Source organism: Aggregatibacter sp. oral taxon 513, assembly GCF_018128305.1.
Lineage (GTDB): Bacteria > Pseudomonadota > Gammaproteobacteria > Enterobacterales > Pasteurellaceae > Aggregatibacter > Aggregatibacter segnis_A.
The window spans coordinates 827,110-840,351 of record NZ_CP072381.1 but is presented as its reverse complement, the minus strand read 5'-3'; the positions used below and the strand labels follow the sequence as shown (position 1 = coordinate 840,351).

The following is a 13,242-nucleotide window of genomic DNA, read 5'->3' as shown; positions in this document are numbered from 1 at the left end:
GTATGCAGTTTTGGTATTCCCATTCGTGGATCACATGGCTACTCTGCCCTTTCTCCTTGTTATTTTGGCTGATTAGTACTCTTCGTCGAGCGCTCTTTCGCTTTCATATCTTAAAATCCTATCGCGCACCGGTTCCCGTTGTAGTCGTTGGCAATTTATCTGTGGGCGGAAACGGAAAAACACCCGCGGTGATTTGGTTGGTCGAAGAACTCCGCAAGTGCGGTCTCCATGTCGGGGTGATTTCCCGTGGTTATGGCAGCCAAGCCAAAACTTATCCTTTGTTGGTCACACCGGCCAGTGATCCGGTGCAAGCCGGTGATGAACCGGTTTTAATTGCCACACGGACACAAGCGCCCGTTTGCATTTCCCCTAATCGTCAACAGGCTATTGAATGTCTATTACAACATGCACCTTGTGATGTCATCATCAGCGATGACGGCTTGCAACATTACAAATTACAGCGTGATGTTGAAATCGTGATCATGGATGCTCAACGTGGTCTAGGCAACGGTTTCTTGTTACCGGCAGGCCCGTTACGCGAATTACCAAGCCGTTTACAATCCGTCGATTTCATTATTACCAACGGCGCAGAAAATCAATACAGCGATGCGGTGATGCTCTTAAAACCACAATACGCCGTAAATTTAGTAACCAAAGCGCAACGTCCGTTAAATGAATTTAACCACGCCACGGCTATTGCCGGTATCGGCAATCCACCACGCTTTTTTGCGATGTTAGAACAACAGGGAATCACATTAAGCGAAACCCAAGCCTTCCAAGATCATCAGGCTTTTACCGTGTCTTTGTTTGATAAATTCGATAAAAATCAACCGCTCTTCATGACCGAAAAAGATGCGGTGAAGTGTCTCGCCTTTGCGCAAGAAAATTGGTGGTATGTGCCGGTAACCACAGAAATCCAAGGGAATAAAACACAGCAACTGATTCAAAAAATCGCGCAAAAGTGCGGTCAAAAATCAAAGTAAAATACCATGAACAAACAATTATTGGATATCGTGGCTTGTCCAACTTGCCATGGACATTTGGAATACGATGAGCAACATCAACGTTTAATTTGTCGCATTGAAAAGCTTGCCTACCCGATCAAAAACGGTATTCCGATATTATTAGCAGAACAGGCAGAAACATTAAGCCAATCAGAGGAACAATAACATGACCCAATTCACTGTAATCATTCCCGCCCGTTACGCCTCCAGCCGTTTACCGGGCAAGCCATTGGCGGACATTGCCGGCAAGCCAATGATTCAACATGTTTTTGAACAAGCCAAACAATCCGGTGCTAGCCGAATTATTATCGCGACCGACAATGAACAGGTGGCTGCCGCCACCAAAAATTTTGGTGCAGAAGTATGCATGACGGCAGAAAGCCACAACTCCGGCACAGAACGTTTAGCTGAAGTGGTTGAAAAACTGGCGATTCCCGACAACGAAATCATCGTGAACATTCAAGGTGATGAACCGCTTATTCCACCGGTGATCGTCAAACAAGTGGCAGAAAATCTCGCTAACTACCCTGTCAACATGGCAAGCCTTGCGGTTAATATCGACGAGCCTGAGGAGTTATTTAATCCCAACGTGGTGAAAGTGCTAACCGACAAAGACGGCTATGTGCTTTATTTCTCCCGTGCAGTGATTCCTTGGGATCGCGATCAATTTGCGCAAATGGATGACGTAGCAAAATTGCAACTGAACACACAATACCTACGCCATATTGGGATTTATGCTTATCGAGCCGGTTTCATTAAACAATATGTGCAATGGCAACCGACCGCATTAGAACACATCGAAAAACTGGAACAGCTACGCGTGCTTTGGAACGGCGAAAAAATTCATGTAGAACTCGCCAAAGAAGTGCCGGCTGTGGGTGTGGATACCACCGAAGATTTGGAAAAAGTGCGGTCGATTTTAGCGAAAAAATCACATTAACGATGAATCTCCCCTAACCCCTCTTTACTAAAGAGGGGAATTTGCTTTAAAAAAATAACGACGATAATGTTTAAAATCATTTCAATATCAAATCCGACTTAATCATTCATGATGACTTTCGACGCCAAAAAATTCCTCGCTAACGTACCGCACTTGCCGGGCGTTTATCGTATGTATGACGATAGCAACACGGTGATTTATGTGGGTAAAGCGAAAGATCTGAAAAAACGCTTATCCAGTTATTTTCGTAAGCAGTTAAACAGCAAAAAAACGGAAGCATTGGTGGCATCAATTCATCATATTGAAACCACGATTACCACCTCGGAAACAGAAGCGCTCCTGCTTGAGCATAATTACATCAAAACCTATCAGCCGCGTTATAACGTGTTGTTACGCGATGATAAATCCTATCCATATATTTTATTAACCAAAGAAACTCATCCTCGTATTACGTCTTATCGCGGCTCGAAAAAAATCCAAGGGGAATATTTCGGCCCTTATCCCAATGCCGGCGCTGTGCGTGAGACCTTGTCTTTGTTGCAAAAATTGTTCCCTATTCGGCAATGCGAAAATTCGGTGTATAACAATCGCTCGCGCCCTTGTTTGCAATATCAAATCGGGCGTTGTCTTGCCCCCTGCGTGAAAGGTTATGTAACAGACGAAGCCTATGCGCAACAGGTAAATTTTGCCCGCTTGTTCTTACAGGGGAAAGATCAACAAGTGTTGGATCATTTGGTCAAACAAATGGAACAGGCAAGTCAGCAACTGAATTTTGAAGAGGCGGCACGGGTTCGCGATCAAATTCAGGCGGTGCGCGCAGTAATTGAAAAACAATTTGTCGCCAACGATCGCCATGATGACATTGATATTATCGCCATCGCCTACCAACTTGGTGTGGCTTGCGTGCAGGTGTTGTTTATCCGTCAAGGTAAGATTTTGGGTAATCGTAGCTACTTCCCGAAAGTACCAAGCAATACCAATCTAGCAGAACTCACTGAAACCTTTGTTGGGCAATTTTATCTACAGGCACACCAAGGCAGAACCATTCCGAACACCATTATCGTGGATCAAAAACTGGAAGAAAAAGCCGATTTGGAAACCTTGTTAAGCGACCAAGCGGGGCGCAAAGTTATCATTCAAGATCATGCCAAAGGTGATAAAAGCAAATACCTGCAGCTGGCCCAAATGAATGCCAAAGCAGCATTGGTCACAAAATTGAAACAATCTACCTTGCAACATGATCGCTATGCTGCCCTGCAAGAATTACTCGGCATTAATGCCATCAAACGCATGGAATGTTTTGATATCAGCCACACGATGGGCGAACAAACCATCGCTTCCTGCGTGGTGTTCAATCAGGACGGGCCGCTAAAATCCGATTACCGTCGTTTCAACATCAGCGGCATCACCAAAGGCGATGACTACGCGGCTATGGAACAAGCACTGTTAAAACGCTACGACAAAGATTTGGAAGAAGACAAAATCCCCGATATTATTTTTATCGATGGCGGCAAAGGACAACTCAACCGAGCGTTACAAGTGTTTGAAAATCTCAAGGTAAAATGGAATAAAAACCGACCGCACTTAATTGGCGTTGCCAAAGGCGTCGATCGTCGTGCGGGCTTGGAAACCCTGATTTTAAGCAAATGGGATAAAGAATTGCATTTGCCATCGGACAGCCTCGCACTCCATTTAATCCAACATATCCGCGATGAAAGCCACAACCACGCCATCAGCGGACACCGCAAAAAACGCCAACAGCATTTTACCCAAAGTGGCTTAGAAAGCATTGAAGGCGTAGGCGCCAAACGCCGCCAAGCCCTTCTCAAATACCTTGGCGGCTTACAAGGCGTTAAAAACGCTACCCTCGATGAAATTGCCTCCGTCCCCGGCATTTCAAAAGCACTGGCAGAAAAGATTTTTGAAACATTGCAGCATTAGATTTAAATAGAAAGTGCGGTCAGTTTTCTTGGTATTTTTCAAACGAAAAATGTTAAAGAAACTAACCGCACTTTTTAGATTAAAGGCTCGCCTAAAAAACGCGAGCCAATATTTCATATCATATTTTCATCAACTTAACGCGAAATCACCTCTTTTGTGAAAGATTCCATCTCCGCTTTACGCCATGGCGTTGAGAAGAAAATAGTATCTTTCAAGCCAGATTGACTATCTAGTGGGCGTACACCAAATTCTTCACTTAATTTTTGCTGTACTTCAGGTGACGTAATCCAATGAACAAAAACAAGTGATGCTGCTGGATTTGGCGAATTTTTCGCCACAGTCACCACATTACCACCTCCTGGCATACCAAATTTTGGTACATAGAATTTTAAGCGGTCAGTAATCGCACCTTGTTTTTGCAAACTGAATAAGTGATCTTGCCATGCAGAAACAATCACCAACTCACCGTCATTTAAGCGGGTTAGACTGTCTGCATTGGAGGCGGTACGGATTAACGCATCTTTTTTACTACTAAACCAATCCCAAGTTTTTTTCCAGTTAGCAATTTGTGCCTCATCAATTTTATCGGTGCGATAATCATAGTCGCCATTAATATAGACTAAGGCACGTTGAATAAATGCATTACCGGAGCTACCACCATTCGGATCAGAATAACCAAATTTTTTCGGATTTTTATCAATATAACTTTCCATATCAGCCCAAGACTGAGGTAACTCCTCTTCTTTAATTCGCAGCGGATCATATGCCAAACCCGTTTGATTTCCCCAATAACCTACTGCTACATCACCTAATTCTACACCTTGCAAATGATGGTTGAGTTTGTCGAAATTCGGCAAATTGTTGAGTTTGACAAGAATATCATTTTTCGCCACGTTACCTAGTCGGTCCGCATTAAGTACGATAACGTCCATTTTGCCGGTTTCCAAGTTTTTCTCAGCAATTAATTTATTAATATTGCCGTCTAGTGTCCCTTCCGGCACTTTAACTTTAATGCCGTACTGGCTTTCAAACGCTTTGACAAAATTACGGAATTGAGGTTGTAAATACCATACACTTATGGTGACTTTCCCCTCTTTTTTTGCCAAATCTTCAATTTCACTCCAAGATTTACCAGTTAAATCTGTAGCCGCAGAGGCAAGCGTACTTACAGCTAAAGCTGCTGCGGTAAGACTGATAGAAACAAATTTACGGATATTTTTTTGCATAAGATTCTCCTTATTAAAATTATGCTTTTCCTGTGGATTGAGAGAGATAATTCCCTTTCAGTAATTTTTCGATAATCATCATTAAAATGATATTCGGCACCAACAAGATAATAGACACCACGGCCGCATTCGGACGAATGAAAGAATAACCGAGGAAAGAATACAAAATCGTTGGTACGGTGATGAAATCTGGTGAACCGATAACAAAAGCAATAGCAAATTCTTCGATACTTTTCACCAAACAGAAAATAATCGATGCCAAAAAACTTGGTTTTAACATCGGCATATATACATCTTTGAATACTGTAAACTTAGATGCGCCCAAATCACGACTGGCATCAATGAGGTCTTGTGGTACGGAAGAAAAACCAGCGGACAAAATCCGAATAGCGTAAGGTAAGGTAAGTACGACGTGTCCAATAACAATACCAATAAACGGATTATTAATATTTAAATCCAATAACATACGGCTGAAAAACAACGCAATAATCATACCGGGAATAACCAACGGAATCAGTGTTAATAATTCCGCTAATTTTTTACCTCTAAATTCCATACGCCCAAAAGCATAGGCGGTTGGCAGAGAAAGTAAAATCGTGATCAGAGAAACTGTAGGCGCAATGGTATAACTGTTAAACATGGCCTCCGGTAAAGACGTGGTTTCCCATACAATTTTCCAACGTTCAAAAGATAATGATTGAGGGAAAATATCCGGATAACTCCAAGGCTTTGCCGGATCCACTAATGACCAAAGCCCCGCCATTAAAAATGGTAAAAACAACCAAATAAAATTGGCAAAAATAAAGAAAGTTAAAGAAATACGTGCGATTAATCGACCATTTTTCGTTGTGATTTGTGCGGAACTGCTCATTTTACTTCTCCACGTTTGACAGCTAATGGTTTAATCAGTAATGACACTAAAATGGTGAAAAAGGCAGAGGTCAGCATAATGGTTAACGCCATGACCGCACTTTGATTCCACTCTTCAAATTCATAGGCGGACATTTGCATTAAACGCGCCAAAGAATAAGTGCTACGCGGACCGGCGATGCTATAAAAGGCAAAATCGCCCAATGCGCCGATAAAGATCAAAATAAAGGAAACTTGCACCGCACCTAAGGTCAGCGGAAAGATCACATAACGAAAACGTTGCCAAGGGCTCGAACCTAAATTCGCAGCAGCATCTAATAAATCTGTTTTCAACGAATTGACCGCGCCACCAATAAGAATTAAAGCAAAAGGAATGTTTTTCCACATTTGTAAAATCACTACCCCCCAGCCAAACTCGTCATTTTGTAGGGTTTTGGGTTCGTTCCAAATGCCTAAATAAACGAATACTTCATTAAGAATGCCGTGATAAGAAATCATATTGACAAACAAAAAGGCTGCAACCAAACCCGGTACCAACATAGGCGCCCGTAAGATGGTGATGATCGTTACCTTGGCAGGTAATTTTTTACGCAACCACATAGCAATAGGATAAGCCACGATGATGGATAAAATCGCGCCTAATAGGGACACTTTTACGGAATAAATATACGAATTTTGAAATACAGGGCTATTTAATACCGCTTTCCAATATTCCAGACTAAATTGGCTTTCTTCACCACTCATGCTGTATAAACCGAGGCTCTGCGAAACTACAATGTAGAATGTAGACCCCATTAAAAATAGGATCGTACCTAAGCCACTACACAACAAGAGCCATGCTTTCAGATCATTTTTCAGATTTTTCATTTTACGGACTCCAAGAATGTAATCGCATTACGAGGAATCGTAAAAGTAAGTTTATCGCTTAAACTTGGGCATTTCGTCAGTTGCAAACGTAATTTTTTCTCTTCATCATTACGTTTAATAACACCTTGCACTTCCGTGATATTGCCCATAAACGCGGTGTTGACAATATCCACGGTGATTTGATTTTCCACTTCCGTTTGGGCGTTTGGTAACAATTCAATGTCTTCCGGTCGGAAGCAAATATAAATCCGTTCCGATTCCGGCTTTTTCTCAGAAAACACGGTGAAATCACCAAAAATAGAACTGACCGCATACAGGTTCTCACTGATATTTTTTACATTAGCTTCTGTGATATTCGCGATACCGATAAAATCGGCCACAAAGCGATTTTTTGGGTGATGATAAATATCTTGCGGAGAACCGATTTGCTCAATCGCCCCTTTATTTAGCACGATAATTTTATCAGACATGGTTAAGGCTTCCGCCTGATCGTGAGTCACATAAATACTGGTTAAATTGTATTGCTTGGAAAGTTGCTTAATTTCAAAACGTACACTTTCGCGCAATTTGGCGTCTAAATTTGAAAGCGGCTCATCAAATAAAATTACATCAGGGCGGGTTACCATAGCACGAGCCAATGCAACACGTTGTTGTTGTCCACCAGAAAGCTCGCTTGGTAATTTTAGTTTATGAAACTCTAAATCCATTTGTTTCAAGGCGAGGTTTAAACGTTGCTTTTGTTTTTCTATATCGATTGAACGTTGCTTTAAACCATAACAAATATTGTGAGAAACGTTGAGATGAGGGAAAAGGGCATAAGATTGGAAGCACATGGCAGTATTACGTTTTTCCGGCGGAACATCATTAACATTTTTTCCTCCGATCAGAATTTCACCTTCATCCGGCACATGGAAACCAGCAATGAGCTTCAACAACGAGGTTTTACCACAGCCACTAGGTCCCAATAAGGTGACAAACTCCCCTTCCTCGGCGGTAAAAGTAATATTATTCGCCGCGTAAAAATCGCCAAATTTTTTTGTAATATTTTTAATTTCTAACTTTGCCATGTTGACATCCTTCCTGCTTGGCTTATTTGAATTTATTGATGTATTAATAAACTTGCAGGAATTGGGTGTCAATTAAATAAGCGGAAGAATCTTGGATTCGTGATAAGGATCACATTGCCCATTGAATTTATTAACATTATTAAAACAATAATGATAATTTACAGTTAGAGCATATTACGCATAATCCGTTTTATATAACTCATTACTTAACTTCTCAATCCCCATAATCTCTTTTTTCGCTTCATCAATTTCTGCCCGAATACTAAATGCGTTTGCCAAATTCTCGGCGGTTAATACGTTTGTTGTTTCGCCGTTGGCGATGATTTGTCCTTGATTCAATAAAATTACTTCGTCGCAGAATTTATAGGCTAAAGAAAGGTGGTGGATTGCAACCACGCAGGTGTGGCTGGGCGTAAGAGATTTCAATTGTTCCATAATATCGATTTGATAAAACGGATCGAGGGCGGCAATCGGTTCGTCAGCGAGCAATAAAGGCGCATTTTTAATACAACAACGGGCAAGTTGTACACGAGCTTTTTCGCCGCCGGAAAGTTGGCGAAAGGATTTTTCTAATAAATGTGAAACGGAAAATGTTTCTGAAATCGACCGCACTTTTTCTTGTTCTTTGGCTCGATTAAGCGGATTCGGTAACCCCAACGCGATAACATCATACACAGATAAATCCCAGTGAATTTCCGTGTTTTGTGCAAGGTAAGCTAATTGTTGGCTTTTTTGTGCGGCGCTCATGGTGGTTAATCTGTTGTCATCGAACCAAATTTCACCGCTTTTGATAGGCAAAATACCGGCGATGGTTTTCAGCAACGTCGATTTACCCGCACCGTTAGCACCCATAATGCCGACCAATTTGCCCTTTGAAATAGTACAGTTAATGTCTTTTAAGCCGTAAGGTTGGGAGAGATTCTCGATTTTAATCATAAAGTTACCTTGCCAATCGCCGTTGTTCTGTCAATAAAATCCAAATTAAACACGGGGCGCCGATAATTGCCGTAAGCGTGCCGATGTAAATGTGAGAGAAAAATGGCACATATTGCACACAAAGATCTGCAATTAACAGCAATAAAGCCCCAAATAAGGCACTGGTTATGTAAAGTTGTGATGGGCGTTTTTTCAGTAGGATGCGTGCGAAGTGCGGTGCAATTAACCCGATAAAACCAATAGAGCCCGTTTGTGGAATCGTTGCGCCAACAAGTAAAGCAACGCCAAAGGTGGTGATAAAAAAACTGCGTTTCGGATCGATTCCCATGGTGCCGGCGGTCTCTTCACCGAAACTGAGTAAATCCACATAACGACGTTCTCGGTATAAACAAACTAAACCAAACAGAACGATCTGCAGTGAAATCACCAAAGTGTCAAGCTTCGCCCACATCAATGAGCCTTGCAACCAACGGTAAAGCTCCGCCAATGCCCAAGGGCTTTCGGCATTAGATAACAACAACGCAATGGCGGCGCCAAGCAACATATTCACCGCCAAACCACCAAGGAGCATCATGGTCGTGCCATGATTTTTGGCAATGGCATACACCAATAAAAAACTCGCTAATGCCCCTGCAACACCGCCAAATAGCAATACCGTAAATGGCACAGAAAAATAGTAAAGAATAAGCACACTGGCAGCAGTTGCCCCGGCGCTACTGCCGAGCAAACCGGGACTTGCCAATGGATTTTGAAAAATACCCTGCATGGCATTGCCCGCAAGGGCAAGACTGGCACCGGTTAAAATCGCCAAACCAATACGCGGTATACGGATATCCCACAGCACGAGAGAACGCATATCAGTGAGCACCCCATCCGCATTTTTAAGATGCGCAAAATCGCCAAGTTGATGATAAAGGGCGATGCCTGTTATCAACAGCAAGAATGAAAAAAGTATTGCGTTTAGACGTTTTGGATTCTTCATTATTATTCCGTAGGGACAGACTTTATGTCTGTCCTATAAATATTATGAGTAATATCAGACAGGGATAAACTCCTACGAGTTATAAAATCGATCTAATTCCCACTGCAAAGGATTATTTTCAATGTATGTAGCAATTCGTTCATAATCTTTATTTTGAGAAATCATAAAACTATGGTACTGCTTTGTTACATTTCCTTTAAATTTTTTGACAATTTCTGATAACTGCACATTATCTTGATTAAACCAAATAAAATGTAAATGGTTTGGCATAATGACAAAATCCGTAAGAATACTATTCGGATAATACTTCGTTAGACTTAATAAAATTTCTTTTAATATTTCACCAAATACATTTAATTGCATTACACCATCAATAATTTCGCCAAATACACACTGACGATTTTTAGTGCAAATCGTAACAAAATAACAACCGTATTGAGAATAATCGAAAAATGGTAATCGTAAATGTTCACGGCGGCGATAAGATGACTGAATCATGTTGACCTTTTATTTTCTCTTGCTTTTGTAGAAATAAACTTATCTCTGTTCTATCAATATTTGTTATGCCATCGGACAGACATAAAGTCTGTCCCTACGATAATTTTTTCATAAGTTTCTGACTGTGAATACTTTGATTATAAATCATCTCCGCCCCCTGCCACACGCCATGATCAAAGCAATAAGTATATTTCATCGGAATGCGAAAGTGCGGTCGATTTTCAAAGTATTTTTTTAACAGCGGATGGTCAAGCAATTCCGCCTGTTCGTTATAGCTTTGTTGGTCAGTGATTTCGATTAACCCGTTGGGTTGGGCAAGCAACACTTTTTCTAATGAAAAATTTTGTGGGGTCAATGGGTATTTTAACGGCGTTAAACCAAGCAATGCTAATAGCACGTTATATTGCGGGAAAATGGGTTCCACTACGCCGGTCTCCGATAACATTAACGTATCGGTCAAGGACACATTCAGTTTGGTCTTTTGAAATTTTAATTTTGCCACCAACTGTTCCGCATGGGCTTCATTACCGGTGATTTTCCCGAGTTGCAACAGGAGTTCAAATAATTCTTCGGCGGTTTGTGGGCTGTCATTAATCGGCACAATTTTTACGCCAAGGCGCTTTAAATCGGAAACCAATTGCGGATAAAAGGTTTCATTAATCAACAGGGTTTTATCCAAATAAGGCAACAATGCGGTAAGTTGCGGTTCAAGGATAGGTTTGTCCCGATTAATTTTATCCAACATCATGCGCGGATTTTGAGAGTAAGGCGACATTGCCGCGATTTGTTCCGGACGGGCAATTTCCGCAAGCAGTCGATCGCTGCACAAGGTGAGCGACACAAATTCCTCAGCGTATGCAGAAAAGGAAAGAAAAAGTGCGGTGAAAATAACAGATGTTTTTTTCATATAACGAAGGCGGGTTTTCAGCCCGCCATGATTAAAAAATTCGGCAGATCAAAGCCCGCCTTACGATTAGAACGATCCTCTCAAGCCAACATAAACATGACGTCCGTCTTGACCATAGCCAAGGACGTTTTCGTATTTTTTATTGAATACGTTGTTGAGGTTTGCGTAAACCGTCAAACTCTCCGCCACTTTGTAGTTCACGCCTACGTTTGCCAAGGTGTAAGATGGCAATTTCACTTTATGTGTACTGTAGCTTGGTGAATAGTAGGTATCCATGCGTTTGCCGGTGTAAGACAAATTCACATCTGCGCCCAATTTTTCAGTAATCTGATAGGCTAAGCCTGTGTTGGCTAAATGTTTCGGACGGCGTGCCAATTCAATCCCTTTGCTGTCTCGGGTTTGGGTATATGTATAGTTCGCATAAGCGGTTAATACATCTGTGATTTTACCATTGTAAGCCACTTCAAGACCTTTAACCTTGCTCTTCCCATCAAGATTGACGGCACGGCTTGCATAGGTGACGGAATTAATCACTTCGCTACTAATCGCATTTTTCACGTTACGCGTGAAATAAGTGATATCAACGCTATGGCGGTGATCATCTGTTTCAAATAAGAAACCAATATCGCCCCCTAAACTTTTCTCAGGTTGTAAATTTGGGTTGCCGATATAGCGTGCGTTATAGCCGTAATATTCCGTAATTGTCGGATTTTGAATTGCTGAACCAATGCTTGCGTGTGCTTTCATATTGTTATGTAAGCGATAAGCCCCGGCAATACGACCTGTCCATGAATTTTCGTATTCAGAGCTATCAGTGTAACGACCACTCATATTCAAACTATGATCCGCATCGTGTAATAGGCGATATTCTGCCGCGACGCTTTTCTCAATAAGCTTTTTATTACCCGCATTATTGAAATAAGACGAGTTAAAATCTGTTTTTTGATAGTCTGTTAAGAAACTTAAACCTTGCGTGATGGAGCCTTCACGATCAAAATTCACATCTAATTGATAGTTCGCATTGAGTTTTTTCGCATCGTAAGCTGAGGCATAGCCAACCGTATCGCTGTCGGTTTTGATATGGCTTACGCCAACTTTATGTTTAAGTAATTCATCGCCATTACCTAAGAAACCACTTAATTTAAATAAGGTATCACGTGTACGAGTGTAATGACCTTTTTCATCTGTTGCACTGTTATCAAAGTTAGCTGTTTGACTGCTATGAGAGGTTAAGAAATCAAAGCCTTTTTGGTTATCGTCATAGCCAAAACGAAGAGAGGCATTATCACGGTGGAATTTATCACGCTCACTTGCTCCACCGGTACTGACCGCTGTGCCATCTTGTGCCGTGTAGTTAAAACGGTCTTTGCTGAGTGCTGAAATGCCTTTGGTGTGGTGGCTGTCGCCGTGTAAAGCATAATAAAAATTGTTATTTGAACCGGAAAGGGTTAATGAACCATCAACAGTGCGGTGAGATCCTGTGCCGAAATCATAGTCAACATTGAAGGTTTTGCCTTTTTCGAGGCCTTTTTTGGTGGTGATATAAATCACACCACCCATCGCATCACTTCCCCAAAGTGCGGATTGCTCACCGCGTAAGACTTCGATGCGATCGATGTTGCTTAAAGCTAATCCACCGAAATCAAAACCGTAGCCGGAAACCGGATTGGCTTTTACACCATCAATAATCACGGCAGTGTGGTTTGCATCCGCACCACGTAAAAACACATTAGTTAATGTACCACGACCGCCTGAAGCGCTTACGGCAAGGCTTGGCACGGTTTTCAACACATCGCTCACATAAGTGGCGTTGCGCTCGGCAAAATCTTTTTCAGTGAGAACCGTAACAGAGGAAGCGGTTTGATCTTGGTTCACCGGTGTGGCATACGCAGAATAAACGACAACAGGATCTAATTCGGTTTTTGTGTTTTCACCGGCGAAGGCGATCGTTGGAAGCGCAAATAACATTGCAGTTGTGATAAGATTTTTTTTCATGGTTAGGTT

At 41.7% G+C, this 13,242-nt stretch carries 13 protein-coding genes; 4 read left to right on the top strand and 9 right to left on the bottom strand.

The window, feature by feature from the left end; translation table 11 throughout:
- Positions 1 to 2: 2 nt before the first annotated feature.
- The 4 genes from lpxK to uvrC all read left to right on the top strand — a co-directional run bounded on the left by lpxK (position 3) and on the right by uvrC (position 3,885).
- Positions 3 to 983 (top strand): tetraacyldisaccharide 4'-kinase, encoded by a 981-nt coding sequence (lpxK, locus tag J5A60_RS04125; protein WP_212510663.1) that lies wholly within the window; start codon positions 3 to 5, stop codon positions 981 to 983.
- A 6-nt stretch (positions 984 to 989) separates the two neighbouring features.
- Entirely contained in the window at positions 990 to 1,169 is a 180-nt protein-coding gene (locus J5A60_RS04120) for a Trm112 family protein (protein ID WP_006717924.1), read from the top strand.
- Position 1,170: 1 nt separating this feature from the next.
- Complete coding sequence (gene kdsB, locus J5A60_RS04115) at positions 1,171 to 1,944, top strand: 3-deoxy-manno-octulosonate cytidylyltransferase (protein WP_006717922.1); 774 nt, start codon at positions 1,171 to 1,173, stop codon at positions 1,942 to 1,944.
- A gap of 111 nt (positions 1,945 to 2,055) precedes the next feature.
- The gene (uvrC, locus tag J5A60_RS04110; RefSeq protein WP_212510747.1) at positions 2,056 to 3,885 is read left to right on the top strand and encodes an excinuclease ABC subunit UvrC; all 1,830 of its coding nucleotides are present in this window, start codon (positions 2,056 to 2,058) and stop codon (positions 3,883 to 3,885) included.
- A gap of 134 nt (positions 3,886 to 4,019) precedes the next feature.
- On the opposite strand, the gene J5A60_RS04105 is transcribed toward uvrC, so the two are convergent.
- The 9 genes from J5A60_RS04105 to J5A60_RS04065 form a co-directional block, all read right to left on the bottom strand.
- Positions 4,020 to 5,111, bottom strand: coding sequence for an extracellular solute-binding protein (locus tag J5A60_RS04105; RefSeq protein WP_212510662.1), 1,092 nt, complete (start codon positions 5,109 to 5,111; stop codon positions 4,020 to 4,022).
- A 19-nt stretch (positions 5,112 to 5,130) separates the two neighbouring features.
- Complete coding sequence (locus J5A60_RS04100) at positions 5,131 to 5,982, bottom strand: ABC transporter permease (protein ID WP_109127896.1); 852 nt, start codon at positions 5,980 to 5,982, stop codon at positions 5,131 to 5,133.
- The gene (locus J5A60_RS04095) at positions 5,979 to 6,848 is read right to left on the bottom strand and encodes an ABC transporter permease (protein ID WP_109860367.1); all 870 of its coding nucleotides are present in this window, start codon (positions 6,846 to 6,848) and stop codon (positions 5,979 to 5,981) included. Before J5A60_RS04095 ends, J5A60_RS04100 begins: the two co-directional genes overlap by 4 nt.
- Positions 6,845 to 7,915 (bottom strand): ABC transporter ATP-binding protein, encoded by a 1,071-nt coding sequence (locus J5A60_RS04090; protein ID WP_212510661.1) that lies wholly within the window; start codon positions 7,913 to 7,915, stop codon positions 6,845 to 6,847. Before J5A60_RS04090 ends, J5A60_RS04095 begins: the two co-directional genes overlap by 4 nt.
- A 174-nt stretch (positions 7,916 to 8,089) precedes the next feature.
- Positions 8,090 to 8,851, bottom strand: coding sequence for an ABC transporter ATP-binding protein (locus tag J5A60_RS04085; RefSeq protein WP_212510660.1), 762 nt, complete (start codon positions 8,849 to 8,851; stop codon positions 8,090 to 8,092).
- 4 nt (positions 8,852 to 8,855) lie between these two features.
- Complete coding sequence (locus J5A60_RS04080; RefSeq protein WP_212510659.1) at positions 8,856 to 9,833, bottom strand: iron ABC transporter permease; 978 nt, start codon at positions 9,831 to 9,833, stop codon at positions 8,856 to 8,858.
- A 72-nt stretch (positions 9,834 to 9,905) separates the two neighbouring features.
- On the bottom strand, positions 9,906 to 10,331 hold the full coding sequence (locus tag J5A60_RS04075) for a transposase (protein ID WP_212510658.1): 426 nt from the start codon (positions 10,329 to 10,331) through the stop codon (positions 9,906 to 9,908).
- Positions 10,332 to 10,425: 94 nt separating this feature from the next.
- Positions 10,426 to 11,238: a helical backbone metal receptor gene (locus J5A60_RS04070; RefSeq protein ID WP_212510657.1), complete on the bottom strand. Its 813-nt coding sequence runs from the start codon at positions 11,236 to 11,238 to the stop codon at positions 10,426 to 10,428.
- A 66-nt stretch (positions 11,239 to 11,304) separates the two neighbouring features.
- Positions 11,305 to 13,233, bottom strand: coding sequence for a TonB-dependent siderophore receptor (locus J5A60_RS04065; RefSeq protein ID WP_212510656.1), 1,929 nt, complete (start codon positions 13,231 to 13,233; stop codon positions 11,305 to 11,307).
- Positions 13,234 to 13,242: the final 9 nt, after the last annotated feature.

What these genes read in the sequence shown, in the direction of transcription:
- lpxK (WP_212510663.1), top strand. Translation starts at nt 3, where the DNA reads ATGCAGTTTTGGTATTCCCATTCGTGGATCACATGGCTACTCTGCCCT.
- J5A60_RS04120 (WP_006717924.1), top strand. Translation starts at nt 990, where the DNA reads ATGAACAAACAATTATTGGATATCGTGGCTTGTCCAACTTGCCATGGA.
- kdsB (WP_006717922.1), top strand. Translation starts at nt 1,171, where the DNA reads ATGACCCAATTCACTGTAATCATTCCCGCCCGTTACGCCTCCAGCCGT.
- uvrC (WP_212510747.1), top strand. Translation starts at nt 2,056, where the DNA reads ATGACTTTCGACGCCAAAAAATTCCTCGCTAACGTACCGCACTTGCCG.
- J5A60_RS04105 (WP_212510662.1), bottom strand. Translation starts at nt 5,111, where the DNA reads ATGCAAAAAAATATCCGTAAATTTGTTTCTATCAGTCTTACCGCAGCA.
- J5A60_RS04100 (WP_109127896.1), bottom strand. Translation starts at nt 5,982, where the DNA reads ATGAGCAGTTCCGCACAAATCACAACGAAAAATGGTCGATTAATCGCA.
- J5A60_RS04095 (WP_109860367.1), bottom strand. Translation starts at nt 6,848, where the DNA reads ATGAAAAATCTGAAAAATGATCTGAAAGCATGGCTCTTGTTGTGTAGT.
- J5A60_RS04090 (WP_212510661.1), bottom strand. Translation starts at nt 7,915, where the DNA reads ATGGCAAAGTTAGAAATTAAAAATATTACAAAAAAATTTGGCGATTTT.
- J5A60_RS04085 (WP_212510660.1), bottom strand. Translation starts at nt 8,851, where the DNA reads ATGATTAAAATCGAGAATCTCTCCCAACCTTACGGCTTAAAAGACATT.
- J5A60_RS04080 (WP_212510659.1), bottom strand. Translation starts at nt 9,833, where the DNA reads ATGAAGAATCCAAAACGTCTAAACGCAATACTTTTTTCATTCTTGCTG.
- J5A60_RS04075 (WP_212510658.1), bottom strand. Translation starts at nt 10,331, where the DNA reads ATGATTCAGTCATCTTATCGCCGCCGTGAACATTTACGATTACCATTT.
- J5A60_RS04070 (WP_212510657.1), bottom strand. Translation starts at nt 11,238, where the DNA reads ATGAAAAAAACATCTGTTATTTTCACCGCACTTTTTCTTTCCTTTTCT.
- J5A60_RS04065 (WP_212510656.1), bottom strand. Translation starts at nt 13,233, where the DNA reads ATGAAAAAAAATCTTATCACAACTGCAATGTTATTTGCGCTTCCAACG.